This window comes from Maridesulfovibrio sp. FT414 (assembly GCF_050916235.1).
GTDB lineage: Bacteria > Desulfobacterota > Desulfovibrionia > Desulfovibrionales > Desulfovibrionaceae > Maridesulfovibrio.
This window is the reverse complement of the sequence record NZ_CP104854.1, coordinates 2063774-2088200: the sequence shown is the minus strand read 5'-3', so window position 1 is coordinate 2088200 and position 24427 is coordinate 2063774. Positions and strand designations below refer to the sequence as shown.

21 protein-coding genes and 1 tRNA gene are annotated in these 24427 nt (G+C 51.4%); 14 read left to right on the top strand and 8 right to left on the bottom strand.

Annotated elements, in window-relative coordinates; translation table 11 throughout:
• Positions 1 to 101: 101 nt before the first annotated feature.
• The 9 genes from N7E73_RS09250 (at position 102) to N7E73_RS09210 (ending at position 10019) form a co-directional block, all read left to right on the top strand.
• Positions 102 to 1085 carry a sigma-70 family RNA polymerase sigma factor gene (locus N7E73_RS09250; RefSeq protein ID WP_432738776.1) on the top strand — a complete coding sequence of 328 codons (984 nt, stop codon included), beginning with the start codon at positions 102 to 104 and terminating at the stop codon, positions 1083 to 1085.
• Positions 1066 to 1854, top strand: a complete 789-nt coding sequence (locus tag N7E73_RS09245) for a hypothetical protein (RefSeq protein ID WP_432738775.1) — start codon at positions 1066 to 1068, stop codon at positions 1852 to 1854. The genes N7E73_RS09250 and N7E73_RS09245 overlap by 20 nt, the downstream gene beginning before the upstream one ends.
• The gene (locus N7E73_RS09240) at positions 1851 to 3605 is read left to right on the top strand and encodes a tetratricopeptide repeat protein (RefSeq protein WP_432738774.1); all 1755 of its coding nucleotides are present in this window, start codon (positions 1851 to 1853) and stop codon (positions 3603 to 3605) included. Before N7E73_RS09245 ends, N7E73_RS09240 begins: the two co-directional genes overlap by 4 nt.
• A complete protein-coding gene (locus N7E73_RS09235; protein ID WP_432738772.1) occupies positions 3602 to 4399 on the top strand; it encodes a hypothetical protein in 798 nt (265 codons plus the stop codon). Before N7E73_RS09240 ends, N7E73_RS09235 begins: the two co-directional genes overlap by 4 nt.
• 33 nt (positions 4400 to 4432) lie before the next feature.
• Positions 4433 to 4756: a hypothetical protein gene (locus N7E73_RS09230; RefSeq protein WP_432738771.1), complete on the top strand. Its 324-nt coding sequence runs from the start codon at positions 4433 to 4435 to the stop codon at positions 4754 to 4756.
• A gap of 22 nt (positions 4757 to 4778) precedes the next feature.
• Positions 4779 to 4863 (top strand) — tRNA-Tyr (locus N7E73_RS09225).
• 163 nt (positions 4864 to 5026) lie between these two features.
• Complete coding sequence (gene rpiB / locus N7E73_RS09220; RefSeq protein ID WP_432738770.1) at positions 5027 to 5461, top strand: ribose 5-phosphate isomerase B; 435 nt, start codon at positions 5027 to 5029, stop codon at positions 5459 to 5461.
• A 139-nt stretch (positions 5462 to 5600) separates the two neighbouring features.
• A complete protein-coding gene (gene tkt, locus N7E73_RS09215; RefSeq protein ID WP_432738769.1) occupies positions 5601 to 7580 on the top strand; it encodes a transketolase in 1980 nt (659 codons plus the stop codon).
• Between the two features lie 174 nt (positions 7581 to 7754).
• Positions 7755 to 10019, top strand: a complete 2265-nt coding sequence (locus N7E73_RS09210; RefSeq protein WP_432738768.1) for a tetratricopeptide repeat protein — start codon at positions 7755 to 7757, stop codon at positions 10017 to 10019.
• Positions 10020 to 10091: 72 nt separating this feature from the next.
• Here N7E73_RS09210 and N7E73_RS09205 read toward each other — a convergent pair whose 3' ends face one another.
• From N7E73_RS09205 to N7E73_RS09195, 3 genes are all read right to left on the bottom strand, one after another.
• Entirely contained in the window at positions 10092 to 10373 is a 282-nt protein-coding gene (locus N7E73_RS09205) for a hypothetical protein (RefSeq protein WP_432738767.1), read from the bottom strand.
• A 146-nt stretch (positions 10374 to 10519) separates the two neighbouring features.
• Positions 10520 to 10738, bottom strand: a complete 219-nt coding sequence (locus N7E73_RS09200) for a YtxH domain-containing protein (protein WP_432738766.1) — start codon at positions 10736 to 10738, stop codon at positions 10520 to 10522.
• 76 nt (positions 10739 to 10814) lie between these two features.
• Positions 10815 to 14483 carry a DUF748 domain-containing protein gene (locus N7E73_RS09195; protein WP_432738765.1) on the bottom strand — a complete coding sequence of 1223 codons (3669 nt, stop codon included), beginning with the start codon at positions 14481 to 14483 and terminating at the stop codon, positions 10815 to 10817.
• Positions 14484 to 14665: 182 nt separating this feature from the next.
• Between N7E73_RS09195 and N7E73_RS09190 the strand changes: the two genes are divergently transcribed.
• From N7E73_RS09190 to N7E73_RS09170, 5 genes are all read left to right on the top strand, one after another.
• Positions 14666 to 15262, top strand: coding sequence for a DUF4390 domain-containing protein (locus N7E73_RS09190; protein ID WP_432738764.1), 597 nt, complete (start codon positions 14666 to 14668; stop codon positions 15260 to 15262).
• Positions 15263 to 15279: 17 nt separating this feature from the next.
• Positions 15280 to 17475 carry a sensor histidine kinase gene (locus N7E73_RS09185; protein WP_432738763.1) on the top strand — a complete coding sequence of 732 codons (2196 nt, stop codon included), beginning with the start codon at positions 15280 to 15282 and terminating at the stop codon, positions 17473 to 17475.
• 125 nt (positions 17476 to 17600) lie between these two features.
• Entirely contained in the window at positions 17601 to 18992 is a 1392-nt protein-coding gene (locus N7E73_RS09180) for an HD domain-containing phosphohydrolase (RefSeq protein WP_432738762.1), read from the top strand.
• A complete protein-coding gene (locus N7E73_RS09175) occupies positions 18993 to 20378 on the top strand; it encodes a sigma-54-dependent transcriptional regulator (RefSeq protein WP_432738761.1) in 1386 nt (461 codons plus the stop codon).
• Positions 20379 to 20599: 221 nt separating this feature from the next.
• The gene (locus N7E73_RS09170) at positions 20600 to 21430 is read left to right on the top strand and encodes a DMT family transporter (protein WP_432738760.1); all 831 of its coding nucleotides are present in this window, start codon (positions 20600 to 20602) and stop codon (positions 21428 to 21430) included.
• Between the two features lie 91 nt (positions 21431 to 21521).
• Here N7E73_RS09170 and N7E73_RS09165 read toward each other — a convergent pair whose 3' ends face one another.
• The 5 genes from N7E73_RS09165 to N7E73_RS09145 all read right to left on the bottom strand — a co-directional run bounded on the left by N7E73_RS09165 (position 21522) and on the right by N7E73_RS09145 (position 24282).
• Complete coding sequence (locus N7E73_RS09165) at positions 21522 to 22151, bottom strand: redox-sensing transcriptional repressor Rex (protein ID WP_432738759.1); 630 nt, start codon at positions 22149 to 22151, stop codon at positions 21522 to 21524.
• 352 nt (positions 22152 to 22503) lie between these two features.
• Positions 22504 to 22827, bottom strand: a complete 324-nt coding sequence (atpE, locus tag N7E73_RS09160; RefSeq protein ID WP_432738758.1) for an ATP synthase F0 subunit C — start codon at positions 22825 to 22827, stop codon at positions 22504 to 22506.
• 93 nt (positions 22828 to 22920) lie between these two features.
• Entirely contained in the window at positions 22921 to 23607 is a 687-nt protein-coding gene (gene atpB / locus N7E73_RS09155; RefSeq protein WP_432738757.1) for a F0F1 ATP synthase subunit A, read from the bottom strand.
• Positions 23608 to 23612: 5 nt separating this feature from the next.
• Positions 23613 to 24035, bottom strand: a complete 423-nt coding sequence (locus tag N7E73_RS09150) for an ATP synthase subunit I (RefSeq protein WP_432738756.1) — start codon at positions 24033 to 24035, stop codon at positions 23613 to 23615.
• Positions 24013 to 24282, bottom strand: coding sequence for an AtpZ/AtpI family protein (locus N7E73_RS09145; RefSeq protein ID WP_432738755.1), 270 nt, complete (start codon positions 24280 to 24282; stop codon positions 24013 to 24015). Before N7E73_RS09145 ends, N7E73_RS09150 begins: the two co-directional genes overlap by 23 nt.
• Between the last annotated feature and the right edge of the window lie 145 nt (positions 24283 to 24427).

Genomic DNA, 24427 nt, shown 5'->3' with positions numbered 1-24427 from the left:
GGACAAACAAAAACTATATCCTTATTATTTACTGATATGAATCGAAGTTTACAATACAATACTCAAGAAATCTCAGCCGAACAGGAAAACCAATCCGGCCAATGACATCAACAGACGAACCAATTGAACTTGAAATCGTCGAGGACGATGACGAGGAAATAGAGGTACCGAGTCAGGACTTTCTGCCTACGGCCAAGTCCCGTGGTGAAATCGCCACCAGGGACCCGCTGCACCTTTACCTGCAGGAAATCAGCCGTTTCCCCCTGCTGGAACCGGATGAAGAATTCATGCTGGCCAAAAGAGTGCAGGAAAACGGGGACCAGGAGGCCGCATTCCGCCTTGTCTCCTCCCACCTGCGTCTGGTGGTGAAAATCGCCATGGATTTTCAGCGCCGCTGGATGCAGAATGTTCTGGACCTCATTCAGGAAGGCAACGTGGGGCTGATGAAGGCCGTAAACAAGTTTGACCCCGACAAGGGGATCAAATTTTCCTATTACGCCGCATTCTGGATCAAGGCCTACATCCTTAAGTACATTATGGATAACTGGCGCATGGTCAAAATCGGGACCACCCAGACCCAGCGCAAGCTGTTCTACAACCTGAACAAGGAACGCCAGCGGTTGCAGGCCCTTGGATTCGACCCGACCACCTCGCAGCTTTCCGAAAACCTGAATGTCAGCGAAGAGGAAATCACCGAGATGGACCAGCGTCTGGCCAAAAACGATCTTTCACTGAACCTGACCTTCGGTGAAGATTCGGATGCCACACGCATGGACTTTCTACCGGACCTCGGTCCCGGGGTGGAAGAAACGCTTGCCAACAAAGAGATTTCCACATTACTTCTTGAGCAGCTCAGGACAATTGTTCCGGATCTCAACGATAAGGAACAGGTGATCCTGAACGACCGTCTCCTTTCCGATTCCCCCCGTACATTGCGGGAAATCGGCGAAGAGTTCGGCGTAACCAGAGAACGGGTCCGCCAGATAGAAGCGCGTCTGCTGGACAAGCTTAAAGAACAACTGGCCGATAAAATAAAAGATTTTTCTCCTGACTGGATACCAGACAATGAACAGACTCCTTATTGAACTTAAGAAGGAAGCCAAGGCTATGGCCTCGGCCCTGCCCGTCCCGGTTTTTTACCGCGACCTGGAAACCCAGATCGAATTCGCCAGGGACATGTTTTTCGACCACCCCCTTGTGATCAGGCTGCAGGAGGATGTCCTGCCTTTTCTTTATGATGAGTACGCCCACGGGGTCTATCACTCCAAGAAAGTAGCCATCGAAGCCGGTGCCATCATCCTCAAGGAAGGGGAAGAAATGGACCCGGATCGTGTGCGGGAGCTGGTCCTTCTGGCCCAGTTCTGCGGTCTGCTGCACGACAGCTGCCGCCTTGATGCGGAGCATGCCCAGCGCGGAGCCGAAACTTCAAAGGTGATCCTGAAGAATTACCCCATTTCGGAACGCAGCAAGGAACTTATCGCCGAATCAATTGCACGGCACGAAGCCTTCAAACCGGAAAAGCCCATCGACAACGACCCGGAACTCAAACTTTTGAGCGGGGCGCTTTACGATGCTGACAAATTCCGTTGGGGACCGGACAACTTCTCCACCACTCTCTGGGAAATCTGTGACTACGAAGATTGGACCATTGACGAGATCATGGACAAATTCCCCAAGGGGCTGGATATAATCAAGTCCATTGAGACAACCTTCAGAACTGAAACCGGACAGAAATACGGTCCGGAAATGATCGCCCAGGGAATCAGCATCGGAACCGCAATTTACGAAAAACTCACCGAGCTGTCCAAGGATCCGAAGTATCAACCCGACGACCGGACCGAAAGGAATATATGACCCAGACTCCCGGTATTTCCAGAACCATTGTGCGGCTGACCTGTGCCGCAGTCCTGCTGGGCTCACTCCTGATGCAGGGGTGCGCCGCAAGGAACACGCCGCAGACAACAATACAGCTGCCGCTGAGCCCGGAAGCTCAACTGACCTACGACTACCTCGTTTACATGGACTACCGTTCCCTCCTGGGACAGCTCTACAGCATGGGCATGAACAACCCCAAAGTCCAGGAACAGGCTGCCATTGTCCAGAAAGAAGCGCTGGAAGTGCTGAACAGAATTATTTCCGTGGAGCCGTCGGTACAGCTCTACGTCGACAAGTTCGCAATCTACTGGACCGCCAGGGATCTTGATGAAGCCCGCGCAACGCTCAAGGAAGCGCTGGAAAAATATCCCTACAACCGGGACCTGACCATAAGCCTTGCCAACACCTATCTTGTGGACGGCCGCAACAATGCCGCCGAATCCGTACTGATTGAGTACCTGCGCAAGAAACCCAGCGATCTCGCTGTCACCACTCATCTGGCGCGCATCTATCTGGAACAGAAGAAATTCGCCCAGGCGCTGGACATCCTGAAGGTCATCCCGCAGGAAAAACGTGACCCCCAGATCCACTACCTGCACGGCAAAGCCAGTGCCAGACTCGGGCTGACCAAGCAGGCTATCAGAAGCTTCAACAAGGCCGTGGAAGCCAAACCGGACTTCATTGAAGCCTGGGGAGAGCTGGCCTACCTCCACGAGCTGGAAAAAGACTATTCCGAAGCCGAACGCATCTATTACAAGATGCTCGATCTCCCGGACACATCCTCACACATCAGGCTGCGCCTGATTGAGCTTTCCCTGAAGCTGAACAATCCCGATCAGGGATTGCGGCTGGTACTGGAAGGCCCGCGCAACAACGGATTCCTGCTGGAAGCGGCACAGGCTTTCCTGAGTGCAAAATTCTACGGACAGGCCTCCACCATTCTCGACATTTTCGCCCTGCAGAAGCCCATTCCCGATGCATATTACTTCTTCAAGTCATCCATTGCCTACGAGGGAGAGGATGACCCGGCCAAGGCCCTTGAATATCTGAACAAGATCAAGCCGGAAAGTGAGCATTTCGACCGCAGCCTGCAGTTCAAGGCCCACCTTCTCATGGACCTGAAGCGCAGGGATGAAGCCCTCAAGGTCATCAGGCTCGGGCAGGAAAAATATCCCGATGCCGCGAACTTCTACCTGCTGGAAGCAGCGCTTCATTCCGAAGCCGGAGAAAACGACCTTGCCGACAAGGCTCTGCTGCTCGGCAACAAAAATTCCCCTAACAATCCGCAGATACTTTTCCAGCTCGGCGTGAGCGAGGAACGCAAAGGCAATATCGACAAGACCATTGCCTACATGGAACAGATCATCTCCAGCTACCCGGACCACGCAGACGCGCTCAACTTCGTGGGATACCTGCTGGCCGACAGGAACCAGCAGCTGGACCGCGCCCTTGTGCTCATTTCCCGCGCCAACAAGCTGGAGCCGGACAACGGCTACATCATCGACTCTCTGGCCTGGGTAAACTACAAGCTGGGCAATTTTGAGGAAGCTTTCAAACAGATCAAGCGCGCCACATCCATCAGGCCGAATCAGGCCGAACTGTGGGATCACTACGGCGACATCGCTTTGGCGATGGACAACAAAAAGGAAGCAGCCAAGGGATACCGGAAGGCCCTGAAGCTCAAACCCAAAAACAGCGCTGAAATCAAGAAAAAACTGGACGCATTATGATCCGGCGTGTTGCATGCCTCCTGCTGCTGGCTGCCGTGCTTGCCTTTAACGGCTGCGCAGCCAGGACCATCCCTGCGAAGAACACCAACGGGCTGTACGGCAAATTCAGGGCCGCCTATTCCTCCTGCAACGCAACCGGAATGAAAAGCACGGCCAGTCTTTACTATACCTCGCAGGGCAAGGGGCACAGGACCACCATGACCCTGTGGGGAGATCTGACAACTCCGCTGCGGCTTGATGTCCGCGCAGGAATAGGGGCTTATCTGGCACATATCCGCGAAGATGCTTCCGGGCTGACCGCCTTCTATCCAGACCAGAAAACAGCCTATGTGCATTCATCCCCATCCAGAGGGGTGAAGATGCTGGGACTGCCCTTTCCTTTTTCCCTGAAAGACCTTGCCGGACTGATCAGCGGCTGTTATCAGTCACTCATTCCTGAGAAATACACTTCCATGACCGGAACAGGCGAAGACGGCAATCTGCTTTTCGTTTTCAAAAACGGGCCGGTCAGCGCCATAACACTGACCGCAGAGGGAATCCCGACAGCCATAACCGGACGCGGGGAAATTCCGTGGAACATGGAACTGGCTGACTACGAGAACGACGGTTCCGGAAAAATGCTGCCAGGAAAAATAACAGTGTTTACCGGAAACGGGGACAAAGCAATTCTACGGGTCAAATCCCGTAATCTTTCCGCCGAAAGATGGCCAGACGGGTCCATGGAAATGGATCTGCCGGAAGGAACGCAGACCGTGCGTCTGGACCGGAACGGCTACGATCAGGAAATCAATTAGACCAAAACCACAAGTTCATTACGGGAGGGAGCTATGAGCGGGCAGGATAAAGCTCAACAGTGCGAAAAAAAGGGAATTATAGATATTTTCAAAATAGGCCTTGACGTATGGCTGCAAGAAATGAGAGGAGTCTTCACCAAGCTTATGGGGAACTTCGAAGTTTGCCAGCTTGAAAAGCGCCTTGAAAAAGAATATGCCCTTCTCGGCAAGCTCACCAGCGGTGATGCCAAGGGAGATGTGGAGCTCTGCAAGAAGCAGATCGACTTCTTCAAGGACGAAATCAGCAGGCTCAAAAAAGAGCAGGCTGCCAAGCGGGATGTAAAATACCGCGACAATGAACGTAAAATGGATATCTGATCAGGATATTTCATAATATAGTGGTGGGGTTCCCGAGTGGCCAAAGGGAACAGACTGTAAATCTGTCGGCGACGCCTTCGGAGGTTCGAATCCTCCCCCCACCACCACCTGAATCCTGAACGGACCATTAACAAAACCTAAATGTACAGGGTGTTGACCTCAGACCCCGAGCACAGCAGTTGAACCATGGCTCTGCGGAAAACCTTTCCACAGAGCATGTTTATTGTTGTGCCTGTTGGCGTTTAAAGCACCCGGCTAAGGAGAAACGAGATGGCCGGTAAAGTAGTAATCGGTTCGGACCACGGCGGCTTCAGCCTCAAGGAATTCGCAGTCAAACTGCTCACCGACATGGGCTATGACGTTGTGGATGCCGGTCCCGAAGCCGCTGTAAGCTGCGACTATCCCGTATATGCCGAAAAGGTGGCAAAACAGGTTATCGAAGAAAAAGTCCTCGGTATCCTCATCTGCGGCACCGGCCTTGGCATGTCCATGGCCGCCAACAAGCACAAAGGCATCCGCGCCGCCATGTGTACCAACGAATACATGGCCAGGATGGCCCGTGCACACAACAATGCCAACATTCTCTGCCTGGGCGAACGCGTCATCGGCCCCGGCCTTGCCGAAGAGATAATCCGCGCATTCATGACATCTGAATTTGAAGGTGACCGCCACCTGCGCAGAATCAACCTCTTCGATCCTCAATAGTATTCATCCCGCCAGCAGAAGTGCAGGCGGGATTTTTTATTTATCAACCTAAAAAACACAGCATTCCAGGGAAATACAGGATCTCATGTCCGGTATCGGAGCTGTAAAAAATATCCTTTCTTCAAGGGGAGCTCAAAAAATGAGTAACAACCAGATGGACCAGAAAGCGGTCAACGTTGTCAAAGGACTTATCATGGACTCCATCCGCAAGGCCAACTCCGGCCACCCAGGCGGTTCCATGTCCTCCGCTGACTTTGCCTATGTCCTCTACAAGGACTTCCTTAAATTTGATCCCAGCAATCCCGATTGGGCAGACCGTGACCGTTTCGTCATGGCCGCAGGACACGAATCCCCGCTGCTCTACTCCATCCTGCACCTCTGCGGATTCCTGACCATCGAGGACCTCAAGCAGTTCCGCCAGCTGGATTCCATCACCCCCGGCCACCCCGAGCACGACATGACCCCCGGCGTTGAAGCAACCTCCGGCCCCCTCGGCCAGGGCTTCTGCGTGGGCGTCGGTATGGCCACCGCCGAGGCTTTCCTCAACGCCAACACCAGCAACGACATCGTAGACCATTACACCTACGTGCTCTCCTCCGACGGCGATTTCCAGGAGCCCGTGGCACTCGGCGCTGCAACCCTCGCCGGACTCTGGGGCCTTGGCAAACTCATCGTCTTCTACGATTCCAACGATATCCAGCTCGCCGGTCCCACCAGCAAGTGTGACTGCACCGACTTCAAGAAAGTCTTCGAAGGCATGTGCTGGCACGTACTGGAAATCGACGGACACGATCACAACGCCATCCGTGAAGCAGTAAGGGCAGGTCAGGCTGAAACAAACCGTCCGACCATCATCATCGGTAAGACCGTAATGGCCAAGGGTGCTGCAACCTGCGAAGGAAGCCACTCCACCCACGGTTCCCCGCTTTCCCATGAAGAAATCGAAGCCACCAAGAAGTGCTTCGGTCTGCCCGAAAAAGAAACTTTCTACGTGCCCGAAGATGTTGTTGAACACTTCCAGGCCCGTTTCCCGGATCTCAAGGCTCTGGCTGCCGAGTGGAAGAAAAAGAGCGACGCAGCTCTTGCGGCTGACAAAAAGATCGCTGCTTTCTGGGCTCAGGCCAACAAGCCCCGCAATGAGATCAAACTCGAACTTCCCAAGTTCGAAGCAGGTCAGAACATCGCCACCAGAAAGGCCTGGGGCGCATGCCTTGATGCCATCACCGATGCCCTGCCCACCCTCGTGGGCGGTTCCGCCGACCTCGACCCCTCCAACCAGACCGCGAACTTCCGCAAGAAGGTCGGAGACTTCGCCATTGACGGCAAGACCGCACGCAACCTTGCGTTCGGTGTGCGTGAGTTCCCCATGTCCGTTATTCTCAACGGCATGGCCCTGCACGGCGGCGTTATTCCCTTCGGTGCAACCTTCCTGACCTTCTCCGACTATTGCAGAAACGGTATGCGCATGTCCGCGCTGCAGCATCTGCCGGTCATCTACATCTACACCCACGATTCCTTCTACGTAGGTGAAGACGGCCCCACCCACCAGCCCATCGAGCACGTGGCTTCGCTGCGCCTCATCCCCAACATGCTGGTGCTGCGTCCCGCAGATGCACGCGAAACCGCTGCCTGCCTCGAACTCGCCATGGGCCAGACCAAGCGCCCCTCCTCCCTCATGCTCACCCGTCAGGGACTGCCCGTCCTCGACCGTACCGAGTACCCGCAGGTTGAAGAAGGCGTAAAACGCGGCGGCTACATCGTAAAAGACTGCGAAGGCACTCCCGACATGATCGCCATCGCAGCCGGTTCCGAAGTATCCCTCTCCATTGAGGCCGCTTCCATGATCGAAGGCAAGAAGATCCGCGTGGTCTCCATGCCCTCCGTGGAACTCTTCGAAGAGCAGGATCAGGAATACAAGGATTCCGTCCTTGATCCCAAAGTAAGAACCCGCGTAGCAGCAGAAGCAGGCCGCCCCGAAGGCTGGTACAAGTACGTAGGACTGGACGGCGCAGTTCTCGGCATCGATCACTTCGGTGCTTCCGCTCCCGCAGCACAGCTTGCCGTGAAGTACGGCTTCACCGCTGCAAATCTCGCCGAGCTCATGAAGAAGCAGTTCTAAGAACTCGGGCGATACATAAAAACTGAAAATCCCCCCGGAACGGTTGTTCCGGGGGGATTTTTTATTGGCAAATGATGAAATGATTTCGCGCATTACACACAAAGTGTTGCATGATAAGTTATATCCTGCCAATATCCCGGAACGAATATACAAATACACCTGAGGGGATATCATATGAGTGAAAGGGAATTGAAGACTATTGATGATCTTAGAGAGTTAAGTGCGCAGGCTGATAAGCTGGCAGCAGCAGAAAAGAAAGATGAATGCCTGGAGTTACTGCGCGAGGGACTGAAAGCCGCGAAAGAGATTGATCCGGCCTACGAACTGTTTTTCGAAAGCGAAATCTGTCACTACCAGAATGATTATGATCAGGCCATTGACCTTCTTGAAAAGGCTATCAGTATTTCACCGAGTGACGACTTTCTACTTACGTCATTAGGTGTCAACTATTTATTCGTTGATAGTAATGGAAAAGCTATTGAACTATTTAACAAGGCCATTGAAATTAACCCAAATGATCCAAAAGCATGGGCACAAAAAGGCGTCAGCTATTCTGAAATGGGCGACCATAAAAAAGCCATTGAGCTGTACGACAAAGCTATCGAGATAAACCCGAAATACTTCAATGCATGGAGACAAAAAGGCGTCAGCTATGCAAAAATGGGCGACGAGAAAAAAGCCATTGAGCTATACGACAAAGCTATCGAGATAAACCCGAAAGACCACAAGGCATGGAGGCAAAAAGGCGTCTGCTATGCAATAATGGGCGACCGGGAAAAAGCCATTGAGCTATACGACAAAGCTCTCGAAATAAACCCGAAAGACTTTGATGCATGGAGAGACAAAGGCGTCAACTATGCAAAAATGGGCGACAAGAATAAAGCCCTCGAGCTATATGACAAAGCTATTGAGATAAACCCGAAAGACCACTATGCATGGAGAGAGAAAGGCTTAAGTCTCTATAGCTTAAAAAAATACCCTGAATCCATAGAATGCCTCAAAGAGGCATGCGAACTCGCTCCAAATAACTTCCAATACGCATCCGAACTTGAATATATAAAAACAAAATCAAGATCACCCAACAAGACAAAGAATAAAAAATCTGAACAGTCATCCACCACATGCCAGACCCCAAACAAAAACGCGGGACAACTAGCCGCATTCGTTGATGATGCCAGAAAAAAATTCAAAGACGATATTGACGAATTCAAAAATGACATGGGTAAAACCGAAACCCTGATCAACCAACACATTGAAGCACTCCCTCCAATTCGAAAGGATAAAAGCCTATTCTTCGTGCTACGCAAATGGAACTCATACACTCCCATTCTTTCGGGGATCAACGGCGACGATTCAGTAGGGGGCGGGTATTTCCTGTTTCACAAAGGAGAAGGGGTTGTCATTGACCCCGGATACAACTTCATCGACAATTTCCACCGTGCAGGTCTGCGCATTGCTGACATAAAACACATCGTTATTACCCATGCACACAACGATCACACAGTTGATTTTGAGTCCCTGCTTTCTCTTTTCTTCAAGTTCAATCAGAAAAGACCTGAAAATGATAAACATGATATAAATTTCTATCTGAACGTCAGTTCCATGAACAAGCTGAACAGTTTGCTGGACTTCAGAAGTAAACACCAAAAAGTACACCCGATCTCAGCTAACCAGATATTTACGCTGACTGACGGGCTGGAAATGCGGATACTGCCAGCTTACCACAACGACACCATTGCTGAACGATATGCTGTCGGAATCCATTTCAAGGTCACAACCGAAGCAGGAGAACGCAATATTGTGCTCACTGCGGACACAGGACTGCTGCCTCCGATTAAAAAAAGAGTAGATGAACAGACTGTTGCCTGTGTCGATCCCACAGCAAAAGAAATTTGGCAGCTATATGAAATGAAGAGAAACAAAACCGACTTGCTGGTGCCACATATCGGATCTATCAAGCCTAATGAATTTGATGTTGATATTGATAAAAAGTTTGACGAACTCTTTTACCCAAATCACTTAGGAGTCATGGGTACTTTGAGGGTGATAACTTCCCTGCAGCCTGAGCTGGCAGTTGTTTCTGAATTCGGGGAAGAACTTAAGGACTTCAGGCCAAAACTCATGGAACTGTTGTCGGAAGTGACAAAAGAACACTGTGAATCAAATGGATGCGAGCGAATTAATGTAATCCCCGGTGACCTGCCATTTGTTTATGATATCACGCAAAAAAGCGTGTACTGCGTCTTAAGTGAATGCTTCATACCTGCTGCAAATATCCGATTTCGAGAAGTTCATCTTAATGAAGGAGAGGAAACGTTCACCTATTATGATAAGGGGCACAAACAGAGCAACAATGAACGCAAGATCCGCACTGCCACCGAAGAATTCATGAAGGCATGTAAAATACAAGAAGCCTGCTATTTCAAAGAAAAGGACTAAAAATCAAAAATCCCCCCGGAACGGTTGTTCCGTGGGGATTTTATTCTCCTAAAAATAGCACGACCTTCCAGCCTACCCCACAAGCGCATCCGCCACAGCAACGCAAACCGCCAGTGCAGAATGGTCGCTTTGCCCGACAAACTCCCTGCCGTCACGGCTTAGTGTTGCGCGCCAGTCATTCTCGGTAAGGCTTCCCCGGCTCAAGTCCTCAAGCTTGAACTTCCAGCCCTCTTCTTCCATTTTCACGGTAATTTTCAAGGCATCATGAATGTCATCCATGGCCCGCTCTGGCATTTCATCACCCAGTTTTTCCAGCAGCAGTGCCTGCAGACTTTCATATGTATATTCAGCCATTTTATTTCCTCCAAACAGTGCGTTTATTCAAAATGGCAATGAACCACTGAACGGAAGCCAAGTCAATTTCCATACCCGCACGTACAACAAAAAACCGCCGGACAAAGCCCGGCGGTTCAGTTTCTCATTCAAGATTGCTGAAAAGGCTACTTATCCATGGCCTCTTTAGCCTTGTCTTTCGCATCCTCATAGGCGTCCTTAGCCTTGTCGCCCATCTCATCCATCTTATCCTTGGCAGAATCCATGGCCTGATCAATCTGCTTACCGAGCTTTTCAGCAGGCCCTTCGGCATCATCACAACCGGAGACAACCGCCATCACGGCAACCAGACAAAGTACGTAAACGAACCTTTTCAACCAAGTCATAATAAACCTCTCAAACTTAATTATTAAATATTACACAATATACTTGGATATTGCTGCCCAGAACCAGACCCCGCCATTACTGCAACCCGAGCTCCACACGCGGTCCGGTTCCCTTTCCGGTGGCGGACATTCCTTTGAGGAAAACCCGCTCCGGAGCAACGCCGGACTTTTCAGTAAGAATCTTGCGAACAATCTCAGCCCTGCGCCTTGCAAGGTCGGCCAATTGAGTGTCTGTTACCTTTATGTTGCCGCGCAAAGCCTTTTCCATATCCGGAATGGGAAGAGTCTCAACGAAACCAAGGAAATTTTTGGGCTTCTCAAAAGGAGCTTCCTTGTAAGCTGTTTCAAGATAATCTGGATACTCTTCCGCGGAAACAACCACCTCTGCCACACTGGCCGGGGCCTTTCCGTCAGCTTCCAGCTCAAGGAACTTGGGCATGGCGACCTGCCTCCGGAACTCGGCCTCCTTCATGGCCGGAATATCATCAGGAGCACTGAAACCGCTGATTTCGAGCTTGAGGCCCGGACGGTCCGTCATGGCCTTGGCAACAGACTCCACCTTGGAGAGCTCATCACCCTTGAATCCGGTCCTGCCGGGCTCAAAAGCTATGACGTCCATATTCTCACCGCCGCCGACAAGCGCACCGATAAGGGCGAAGGGCGAGGTTACGGCCTTTACTATCAGGTTGACGATGGCCCGCCCGATAACACGACCCAAACGGAACTGGGGATCACCGAGGTCTCCCTCAACCGGAATATCGAGCCGGATATTACCGCTGCTGTCCCTTAGCAGGGCGAGACCGAGGCCGATGGGAATATTCGGGGCATCCGGATTTTTGACCTTCTCGCCGACATCAAACTGGTAGATGTCAAATACGTTGTCTACGGCTATGAGCTTACCACGCAGCCTGACCCCCACATCTGAACTGAGCATCCCGGTGCTGACCGGATAGGCGATATACTTGACCGTGTAGGGCGAAAGCTGGGTCATGTCGAGGTTGGCAAGTGAGACCTTTATGTCCGTGTTCGCTCCGTCTTCCGCAGGCTGAATGAATCCTTCGGCAACAAGGGGGGCCTGCTGATCCAGGGTGGCGTTGAACGACAGATCCATACGCTCGCCATAAGGGAGTTCCAGATTGCGCACGGCTGAAACCATCTTGGTGATATCCAGCTTGAAGGCAGGAGCAACGGATTCATCGGTGAAGATGACCGTTCCGTTATTCATAAACATCTTGCCGACATAAATAATATTGTTCTCTTTCTGTTCCGCAGTCGGCTCAACAATATCCGCTTCCGGCTGCGTAAATTCTTCAGCCTGATCAAGCCGTACCTGCTCGACCTGTTCCTCTTCAAGGGTGGCGTTTACGGGAGCAGCACGCTTGCCGGTAAGCATTCTGGATATGTTGATGGTGCCGTCAGCTTCGCGGACCAGATTCACCTGCGGATCGAGAACTCCGATATGATCGACCTTTACAGCCAGAGGCTCGGAAACAACATTAATTCCGCGCATCTCAAGCTCATTCATGTGAAAGAACTGCCGGTTACCCTGATTGTCACGAATGAGCAGGTCCTTGAGCTGCACCTTGCCCCGGTAGGCCGCTACGGGATTCTTTTCTGCTGCAAATTCCCAGTTGCCGTTCACGTCGATATGTCCGCGGGCAATGTTCATCTGCATTTCACGGGGCAGATAGCCGTTGAAATCACGCAGCCGGAACTTGCGCAACCGCACACTGCCCTTTGCCTTCAGGGACTGCGGCCCGGCCTGACCGGCAATATCCAGATAGCCGCGCCCGTTGATGACCGCGGCAACGGCAAGCTTGAGCATATTCTTCTCTGGAAAGGTAAGGTCATCAACTCCGATCTTTATGCCGCTGATTCTGGTGGTGGTTTTCGTTGTGGCGGCCCGGTCGGTAAATTCAACTGCCGAATCGTCTAACTGAAACCTGTTGAGAGCCACCTGCCACTCTTTCTGCTCTGCGTCAGGAACTTCCTTTCCGGATTCATTCGAAGTTTCGGCCCTCTCAACTTCAACAGCCTCGCTCCCGGAGGTCTTGCTGTGTCTGTTCAGATAACCGATCAGGTCGATATTCCCTTTCTTGTCGCGCTGAAGACGGATGATGGCCTTATTGAGGTTGATCGAATCAATGTAGACGGACTTTTCCTTAACATCCACAGTACCGTTGGACATGGCAAAACCGCCGAGACCGATCAGCGTGCCGCCTCCGCCCTTGGGGGTCAACTCCAACCGGTTGACATCAACACGGATTTTGCTCAGACGGACAGTTTCGCTCTGGGGGACAAAAGTGAAATCACTGCCCAGCCCTACTTTTCCGGAAGCGACATCTAGGGGCAGCGGAGCGTCAAGGTAGGCATGGTAGTCCGGTATATCAAGGTCGGAGACAGCCACGGAACCATTGACGGCAAAGGGCATAAGAACAACAGCACCCTTCCCGCTTATCACCTCTGTAGCATTGGAGCCGATGTAGAAATCGTAACTTCCGGCAGCATTTTCCGCCGTGCTGAGCTGATTGGCCCGCACCAGAATGGGACCGATCTGCTTGTTGAAACCGTTGCTGAAGGCGTTGTCGGTAAAATCCACCAACCCGTTTTCAAGCACGAACTCGCTGACCAGCGCGGCCAGAGGCGGGCCTTCCTCGGCCTCTCCTTCCTTTGATTTTTCACCGGCCTCCAGTGATGGAGTCAGATAATCAAGCAGATCCGGCGTGCCGTCCTTCTTAAGGCCGACCTTGAGATAAGGATCGGTCAGCCGGATAGAACCTATTTTTATGATCCGGCGCAGAATACTGAGCTCATCAATCTTTACTGCCAGCTCCTTGAATTTAAGAAGCGACGGACCTTTTCTGGCGGTAAGATCAAAATCACTGATCGCAGCACTTCCCGTGATCTGAACACGCGGAAGCATGCTCTCGCTCCTGTCAAAGGAAAGGGTCAGGTTGCTGTTCAAAAGCCCGCTTTTAAGCGCGGTGGTTTCGTATATGGGCAGATAAGCCCAGTAATCCCCCAATCTGGCATCCTTGAAGGAAAAATTGAATTCCGTACGCAGGGTGGTGTTGAACGGCAGGGAATTTCCCTCAAGCGAAAACGGTGTTCCGTTGATTACCATGCTGAGGGTGGGCTGCACCTCTTTTTCATTATCCTTTACCAATGAAGAGGTGAACGGGATGGACAGATTCAGGTCGGCTACAAGGTGGTGCATGTCCCGCACTTTGTCGTAAAGCCGGAAGGTTCCGTTATGGACGGCGAAATTGCGCAGGATAAACGGAAAGATCTCTGCTGTCCCCTTGTCCTGCTCTGCCGGATCGGCTTCAGCTGATCCGGCGGGTATGAGGTCGGAAATCGAACTGCCGCCACGGTAGATGGACAGATCCACCTGAGGGTCGAAAATCTCTATGCGATCCAAGGCTGCGGAAAAACGGAAAAGAGAAAAACCATCCACGTCAATGTCGAACAGCCGGAATGAAAAGAGGTTACCCTCGCCGTCCTTCTTGCCGATAGCAAACCCCTCGACCTCCAGCCGCAGGGTGTAGGGATTGAAGGTAATGCGGGAGATCGAGACCGGCCTGTTCAGAAGTTCAGGCAGTTTGGCCAGTGCGACCTTCTTTGCCACAAAGGGAACCAGCAGGAACCCTACCAGCGTGTAAAAAACTATTACAGCACCGGCAATGACCCCGGCCTTGCCCCACCTGTTCAACCTATTCCAGTTACTGCTTATTATCTTAAACATGAGCTTCCCCGTTCAGGACTGATGAATAACTTCTCCACTATAAGCACAATACCATTTCAGTACATTATTATCACCTGAAAGGACAGCTTCAATCGGGTTGTAAGCAATACTGATGTTGAATAATTGGAGAACGGCTGATACTCTGCAGCGAAATCATTTTTTCTGATAAACGAGAGAGAAGTATGGCTGAATCTACCGGCAGACAATTTCCATCAGGCAGCACAACCCTGCGGGCTGTGTTCGTCTTGCTGTTTTGTCTGTTCACGATCTGCACATCTCCTGCACAGGCTTCCACCATCCAGTTGAAAAACCTTGTTCTGGACAACCAGGCCGGAGCAATCATGGCCCGCTTCGGTATAGAACTGCAGACGGACACACAGGTTGAAGAGGCCCTGCTCAACGGCGTTCGCCTTAAACTTGAATGCCAGGCCCGCCTCTTTGAACACCGCAGCGTGTGGGCAGACTCGGAAGTAGCCGGCAAGACCTACACCAACAAACTTTACTACGATTCCCTATCCAAACAGTTCGTGCTGGAAAAACAAGGACCAGATAAAATTTTCAAGAACGAGAGCCTCAGCATCCTCCTGCGGGAGGAATGGAGGAATCTCATCCTTGATCTGGGGCCATGGTCCACTCTCCAGCGCGGCGAACGGTACAAGCTCCGCATCAAGGTCCATCTTGACCAGACCGACATCCCTGAATGGCTGAAAAGCACATTGTTTTTCTGGTCATGGGACGTGATACCATCGGCAACATACCAGCTTGATTTCACTTATTGATCTTGCAAGGGACCAATATGACGGAAAAACCCATCAAGATCAGTGTTCCCGACACCAAGGAGCGCAAACGCAGGCAACGCGAGTACTACATCGCCTTTCTGTGCCTGATAATTTTCGTAGCCCTCGGATTTGTCCAGCTCAAGTATATAGGGGTCAACTCCTACCTGTTTGTCGGGCTGTTCAACCTGAATTTTATCCTGCTGCTCATCGTCCTCTTCATCGTGGTTCGAAACGGCGTGAAGCTTCTGCTCGAACGTCGTCGCAAGGTTCTCGGTTCCAAGCTCCGAACCCGCATGGTCCTTTCCTTCATGTCCCTTTCTCTGGTTCCTACGCTTCTCATGTTCTTCATGGCCATGCAGTTCGTGCAGGTTTCAGTGGACTACTGGTTCAAAAATCAGGTTGAGGAATCAATGGTCCAGTCCCTTGAACTCGGACGGGCATTTTACGCCTCGGCGCAGGACGGTCTTGAACGGCGCGGAATGAATATCATCGGTGCAATCAAGGAGAGCCGCTATGCCTGGGGCGGCAAGACCATGAAAAAATTTCTCGGCAACAAGCTCGGAGAATACGACCTCGGACTTCTTGGGGTTATCAGGCCGGACGGAACCAAGCTCAACTGGTATTCACAGGGGTCATGGGACAAGGCCTGGTCCGAGATAAATGCCAAGGTTGACTGGGGAGACCTGAAGAAAAACCCCAGATTCTGGTCCACCATCCATCCCATGCCCGGAAACGACATGGTCATCGGTATCATGCCGGTAGATGAAGGCAAAACCGGTTTCATGATTCTGGGGGAAAATATCGGGCAGGGGTTGCTTTTCAAGCTGGACAGGGTTGTACAGGGCCTTGATGAATACAAGCAGCTGAAAACGCTCAAATATCCCCTTAAGATGAGTCTGTACCTGACTCTGGGGGTCACTACCCTGCTCATCATCCTCGGCTCCATCTGGTTCGGATTTCGTCTATCAAAAGAGCTTTCTGCCCCCATTCAGGCTCTTGCAGCCGGTTCCCAGCGTATTGCCCGCGGGGATCTCTCGGTGCGCCTTGAAGACCGCTCCGACGACGAGCTGGGCTTCATGGTCCAGTCCTTCAACCGCATGGCCGAAGACCTTGAGGAGAGCCAGAGAAGCCTCAAGACCGCCAACGACCGTCTGGCCCAGCAGAATCAGGAACTTGAGCGGCGCGGACGGTACATGGAAGCCGTTCTGAACAACATTACTGCCGGAGTAATCTCGCTGGACGAGAGCGGAAAGATCAGCACGGTCAACTCCGCAATCGAAGAAATGCTCGGCATCAACGCGCGCTTCGTGCACGGCAAGGACCCCCTGACCCTGCTCCCAGAAGGAGAGCTGGCCTCCCTTATTTCCGATGCCCGTTCGCACATGGCCAGCAGCCCGTTTTCGCAGTGGCAGAGACAGCTTTCCCTTACGGTCGACGGCAGACACAGAAAATTTCTGGTAAACGTAGTGGCCCTCAAGTCAGGAGCTTCCAGCGCCGGTATTGTTGCCGTGTTCGAAGACATTACCGAACTTGAAAAGATGCAGCGCATCGCGGCCTGGCGTGAGGTGGCAAGACGTATTGCCCATGAAATCAAGAACCCGCTGACCCCGATCAAACTTTCGGCCCAGCGCATGCAGCGTAAATTCGGCCCCCAGATAGAGGATTCGGTTTTCAGGGAATCTACAGACCTGATCATTTCACAGGTGGAGCACCTGCAGCAGATGGTGCAGGAATTTTCTGCATACGCCAAGCTTCCGGAAGTCCGCCTCAAGCCTGACGACATCGCTTCCCTGCTTGAAGAAGTCATCAGCATGTACCGGAACAGCCACAGCAATATCGGCTGGAAACTGGAACTACTCTCGGAGATTCCCCGCCTTGAGCTTGACCGGGAAGCCATGCGCAGGGTGCTGATCAATCTGCTTACCAATGCGGCAGAAGCCCTTGACGGACGAGAGGGTCCGACAGTAACCATCACCGCCATGCACGACACAACCCTGAACTGGTTGCGAATAGAAGTCCGGGATAACGGCCCCGGATTATCTGCAGATGAGCGCTCAAGAATGTTTGAGCCCTATTTTTCAAGCAAGAAGAGCGGGACCGGGCTGGGACTGACCATTGTCAAATCCATCGTGACAGACCACCGGGGATTTATCAGAGTCAAGCCTGCCGAACCGCACGGAACCATTTTCGTCATCGAACTGCCGACCGGATAATTTACGGCAGCCACTTGCCTGCTCCCCGTAATCATGTTTTAACTGTACTATCATATTAAAAGCACATTATTCTCACTCACAACAAAACCGCATAAAGACAGCAACAGAGAGCACAGGAATTCAAAATGATTCCAGATAATTCCGACAACGCATTGCCTAGAAAATCAGCTCGGATACTTATAGTAGAAGATGAGGCCATCGTTGCCCTGGACATTAGAGGCAGACTCACAGCCCTTGGATACACGGTTGTCGGAGTAGCCCCTTCAGGAGAAAAAGCCATACAGCTGGCAGCTGAGCATGTTCCCGATCTGATCCTCATGGACATAATGCTGGAAGGCATAATGGACGGCATCGACACTGCCGCAGTCATCAAGGAACACCAATCCATCCCGGTCATATACCTGACCGCCTATGCAGACAATGAAACCCTGACGCGCGCCAAAGTCACCGAGCCTTTCGGGTATATAATAAAACCGTTTGAAGACCGGGAACTGAACCTGACCATTGAGATGGCCCTGTACAAGCACAAGGCCGAACGCACCCTCAACGAAAACCGCCGCTGGCTGACCACAACCTTCAACAGCATCGGCGATGCAGTGATCACCACCGATCGCCACGGATTCATCAAATCCGTCAACAAAGCCGCCAGTGTAATGCTCGGCAACAACGTTGATTTCCTTTACGGAAAGGATTTCGCCGATAAAATCCATATCGTGAACCCAAGCACGCTGAAGCCGGTAAAGCTGTTCGAAAACTACGGTTCAGGAGCCATTATAGACGACGCTGTTCTTCAGACTCGTGACCGGGTCATCCCCGTTTCCGTCAACATTTCCAACATTGAAGAGACAAACAATATTATCGGCATAGTCATTGTTCTGAGAGACATTTCACAGCTCAAGAACAGTGAGGCCGCCCTGAAGAACAGCCTCAAGCAATTGAGACGCACTTTTGAAGAAACAGTGGTTTCGCTGACAGCCATGTCCGAGAAGCGTGACCCCTATACATCCGGACACCAGCAGCGGGTCGCTGAACTGGCCTGCAGAATAGCGGTTAAACTCAACATGAGCGCCGAAGAGATAAACTGCATAAGAATTGCGGGAATTCTCCACGACATCGGGAAAATATCCATTCCTGCTGAAATTCTGTCCAAACCCACCCGGCTGACCGACCTTGAGATGGGACTGATGAAGACCCACTCGGAAGCCGGCTATGAGATCATCAAAAGTATTTCATTTCCATGGCCCGTGGCCCAGATAGTCCTCCAGCACCACGAACGCATGGACGGATTCGGATACCCGAAAGGATTGTCCGGCGACCAGATTCTCAAGGAGGCACGGATTATAGCAGTAGCAGACGTGGTTGAGGCCATGAGCTCACACCGCCCCTACCGCGCCGCCCTTGGACTTCCCAAGGCCATGGACGAAATCATCCGTGGACGCGGCACTTCGTATGATGCACAGGTGGTTGATGCCTGCACTCAGGTTATTGAAAACGATAAATTTTCATTTGAGTTTTAAATGAGTAAACGAATTCTGATTGTAGACGACGAAGACGGCATCAGGTACTCCCTGCGGGGAATTCTTGAAGATGAAGGTTTCCATATTTTTGAAGCCGAAAGCGGTGAAAAGGCCCTTCAGATACTCGCGGAAGATCAGCCCGACCTGGTATTTCTCGATATCTGGCTGCCTGGCATGGACGGGCTTGAGGTGCTTGACCGCATCAAGAAGGAATGGGACTGGATGCCGGTGGTGATGATTTCAGGGCATGGAAACATTGAAACCGCTGTGTCTGCCATAAAAAAAGGTGCCTTCGATTTTATCGAGAAGCCCCTTTCACTTGAGAAAGTCGTTATCACCGCTGAAAAAGCTGTGGAGTTCTCTCGGCTGCAATCCGAAAACAAAGCACTCAAAACCCGCATTGAAACCGAACAGCCGGCGCGGATTACAGGTAAATCCTCCACAGTTGAAACCATGCGCGAAGTCATCGGGCAGGTAGCCCCGACAGACGCATGGGTGCTCATCACCGGCGAGAACGGAACCGGAAAGGAAATCGTCGCCCGCTCCATCCACTCGCTAAGCTTGAGAGCCGACAAACCGCTGGTTGCTGTCAACTGTGCAGCCATTCCTGAAGAGCTCATTGAATCGGAACTTTTCGGGCACGAAAAAGGCGCATTCACCGGAGCGGAAAAGGCTCAGGAAGGCAAATTTGAGCTTGCCGACACCGGCACCCTGTTCCTGGACGAGATTGGCGACATGAGCCTCAAGACGCAGGCTAAAATCCTGCGGATACTGCAGGAGCAACGCTTTGAACGCGTTGGCGGGCGCAAAACCATCAACGTTGATGTCCGGGTCATTGCTGCAACAAACAAGGACCTCTATCAGGAAATAAAGGAAGGCAATTTCCGCGAGGACCTTTACTACCGGCTCAAGGTTTTCCCCCTTGAAGTGCCTCCACTGCGCGAACGCTCTGAAGACATCCCTCTGCTCATCGATGAATTCATTTCACGGCTCAACCGTAAACACGGGTTTAAACCACTCACTTTCACAGAAGCGTCAATGAAGGTCCTGACCAGTTATTCATGGCCCGGCAATGTGCGCGAACTGAAAAATTTCGTTGAACGCATGCTGATCATGTTCGGGGGCAAGGAAGTCGGCCCCGACAAGCTGCCCCCTGAAATAGTTGACGGCCCCCGTGCTGAAACCAGAGAGCAGGAGCAGCTTCCCCTGCCGCTGCCTGAAGGCGAGGTGGATTTCAAAAAAGCCCGCGCTGACTTTGAAGCACAATTTCTTGAAACCAAGCTCCGTGAATACAAGGGCAACGTTGCCAAGCTTGCCGAGGCTGTCGGCCTTGAACGCAGTTCCCTGTACCGCAAACTCAAGGCCTACGAGATTCAGGTGGACTAAGGCTGGTTTTGAATCTGCCGTACATACATATGGCGCTATTTTTCACGGACAAGCGAACAATGCTACGTAAACATAACCCGTTATATCTTGTCCGGACAGGCTTCCAGTAAAACGTAAATCCCCGGAGAATATCTTCAACCTCCCCTTCATTGGCACAACTTTGCTGATGACAAATGTTATCAGCACGAGATATTTGTCCTTATATCAGTGAAGGAGAGTGCATGACCGAGAAATCAAAAGCCATCATACTGATGGCTGCCACAGCCCTGATCTGGAGTTCCGGCGGACTGGCCATAAAGCTCGTGGACTGGAATCCCATGGCCATAACCGGGGTGCGCAGCGGCCTTGCCGCATGGACTTTGGTCTTTATATTCAGGGGCAGGCTGCAGTTCGGCTTTTCTCCCGTTCAACTAGGTGCAGCAGTTGGATATGCGGGACTGCTTATCACCAACGTAGCTGCCACCAAACTCACTACATCAGCCAATGCCATACTTCTGGCCTACACAGCTCCTGTGTATGTAGCCCTGCTTGCCCCATGGTTTTTAAAAGAAAAAACCAGCCGCAGTGACTGGTACTTCATTGCCGTGACCGTTGGCGGCATGGTCCTGTTCTTTATGGACAGACTTTCACCAAGCGGCCTGTGGGGCAATATTATAGCTATTGTTACCGGCCTTTCTTATGCAGTTTTCACCATGTGCATGCGAGCCCAGAAATCAGCTTCACCGGTTGAATCAGTAATCATGGGCCATGTACTGACCGCACTATGCGGGCTTCCCTTTATCCTTACCGATCTTCCTTCTGCCCAGGGCTGGGCCGGACTGCTCTACCTCGGTATCATTCAGCAAGGAATCTCATTGGCCTTGTACACCTGGGCAATCAAGCGCCTCGGTGCACTGGAAGCAATCCTGATCATGACCCTGGAACCCATATTCAACCCGATCTTGGTAGCCCTAGGCTACGGAGAAATCCCCGGTAAATGGGCTATAATTGGCGGTCTTGTCGTCATCTCTGGTGTTACTGTCCGAGGCATACTATCCGTTACGCGCAGGTAGCATGCAACGTCTGTAACTATTCATTTATAAAATAAAAAAGAGCCGCGATAGGATGATCGCGGCTCTTTTTGCTGACAGATTTAATCTGCTCTTAATCCATGGAGCTGATGTTGAAAGCCACGGAATAAAAATGATGGGTGAAGTCCACATATTCAACCGGGACTTCCTTAGGCACGTCAATTCTTGCCTGAGCAAAGTTGACAATACCCTTGATTCCGCCATCCACAAGATAGTTGGCAGCGCGCTGAGCGCGTTCCGGCGGAGTAGTGATAATTCCGATTTCAAGACCGAGTTCATCGACCCTGCCCTTGAGCTGGCGGGTACAGACAACCTCAAGACCGGAAACAATTTCACCTATTTTATAGGGATCGCAGTCAAATGCAGCTCTGATGGAGAAACCGCGCAGAGCAAATTCCTTATGGCGCAGCAGAGCGCGTCCAAGGTTGCCGACCCCTACAAGGGCGCAGCCCCAGACCCGGTCCACACCGAGGGACTGCTTGATGGACGAAATGAGTTCATGCACGTAGTAACCAACTCCGCGCACTCCGAATTCGCCGAAATATGCGAGGTCCTTACGGATCTGCGAGGGATTGACCGAGCAGGCCTTGGCCAGTTTTTCCGAAGAAATAACTTCCACACCATCCCGTTTAAGTCCGGTAAGTACCTGTATGTAAACGGCGAGCCTTTTGATAGTCGCCTTGGGGATATTTTGGGTTTTCACATTAAGTTCCTGTTTTCATTGCCTTTTAGCGCAAAAAAGTATGGGTTGGTAGATTCAGGATGCAGGACAGGAACTAATGCATTTAACTCCCTGCCCTTCCGGTCAACGGTGCTTATAAAACCGATCACCGAATGCCTTCTTCTCCGCCATCTTCCATCTGAAAATTATATACACTAAAACCCTTACTTTCGGCTACCCCGTCACCATCAAATAATTAATTTATGCAGGGTATTATGCCCTGACATCTGCTAAACCCCGGACAGATGTCGAAAGTATGTGAAAAAATTAACAATAATTCCTGAAAAAAAAGGAGGTCCGAAGACCTCCTTTAAATATCTCCAGATCCCGGAAATTAGCCAAGCAGGGGGTTGGCGAAGAGCAGGATCAGGTTAACAACGAGAGCGTAAATGGCCAGAGATTCAACGAATGCCAGACCAAGAATGAGGGTAACGGTGATTTTACCACCAGCTTCGGGGTTGCGAGCAGTACCTTCACAAGCAGCTTTCAGACCGAGGCCCTGACCGATACCACAACCAGCAGCAGCAATAGCCATACCGATAGCGGTAGCAGTAGCGGTAGCGGAAGCAACTTCAGGAGCTACGCCGGAAGCGAATGCTGCGCCAGCAGCGAGAACCAGAGCCATGGTGTTCAGAACGATAAGCAGAGCTTTACGCATTGTAAAATCCTCCAAAAGATAAGTTTATTTAAGCGGTCGTATGACCATTTCCCCAAATTAAGTTTGCCTTTTCGCAGTTCCGAAGAACAGATCCTAGTGAGCTTCTTCCAGAGAGCCTTTCAGGTAAATCATGGTAAGCATGAAGAAGATGAAGGCCTGGATCACTTTTGCCAGCATGAACAGGAAGTACATGGGCAGAGTGGAAACTACAGGTGCGAGCAGGAACAGAAGAACCAGAACGATTTCCTCACCACGGATGTTACCGAACAGACGCAGAGTAAGCGAAAGCGGACGAGAGATGTGGGAAACCACTTCAATGATAAACATCAAGGGAGCCAGGGCCGGAATCGGACCCATGAAGTGCTTGATGTAGTGGGCACCATGAAGTTTGATGCCGATATAGTTGTAGTAAAGAAAAGTTGCTACGGCCATTGCCGCGTTGGTGTTGACGTTCGCGGTGGGAGCGTCAAATCCGGGGACAAGACCCATCAGGTTAAGAACCAGGATGTATACAAAGAGTGTACACATGAAGGGGAAAACTTTGCGTCCGCCTTCACCGACGTTGGTGACGACAAAATCTTCCAGCCCGCCGATTATTATCTCGGCCAGGTTCTGAACTCCTCCCGGAACCAGACTGAGTTTTCTGGAAACGATGAAACCCAGAATGAACAGAACACACATGCCGAACCAAGTGTACCACACGTGGTTGGGAATGTGAGTTCCCAGAGCATTGTTAAGCTCTGTCATGATCAATAATGGATGTGGTAAACCTCCAGCCATGATCCTTATGCCTCCTTCACTTTTTGCCGAAACCCGGCTACGCCCCAAAATATCGCATTCACAACTACAGTACTAAGACCTGCCAGAAGAGCGTAAATCGAACACTGCCCCCAGACTATCAGACCGTAAATAGCCAGCCCTGATATAAGAAGCCGGCCGTAGAAGCGAACCAGCAAGGACACCACTGCGCCCCTGCGCATGTAAGCCAGATGCTGACCGAATTTAGCCAGCGACCAGAAGTTGAACGTAATCAGAACCGATCCTGCTGCCAGCCCCAGTGCCCAGTTGGCAAACCCGATTGAGACTGCGGCAGCAATCAAACATGTTCCGGCAGTAAGGTACAATTGGTTTCGAACCAAACTGCGTACGTCCGGATGAGTAAAGCCCCGCCTGTGGAGGAATGATTCAATCTTCTGATTTATTTTCATTGTCGCCAGGACCTTTCCCCTGATCCTTTTTCTGAATCCGCTGCACTTCTCCATAGACATTCTTGAAACCGGCAGCGATTCCGAAGCACAAGAAAACAAGCAGAAGCCAAGGCTTCGTACCCAACCATTTATCGAGATACCACCCGATACCCAGCCCGACAAAGGTAGCGGCAACCATATGAGTCCCGATCGTAGCGGCATTGCCGAGAAGATCGAGAACCTCTTTATTCCCTTTGAAAAAGAGCATTGCCACTGATCCTTAATTAAATTCGGGGTGGACTTCCTGCACAAAGAGGACTTTGCGCAAACCTTCACAAGTGAGTTCCGTCTAGCACAATCATCAAACCAGAGTCAACGGATTCTTTAATCCAGATCCTCTATTTCACTAGAAA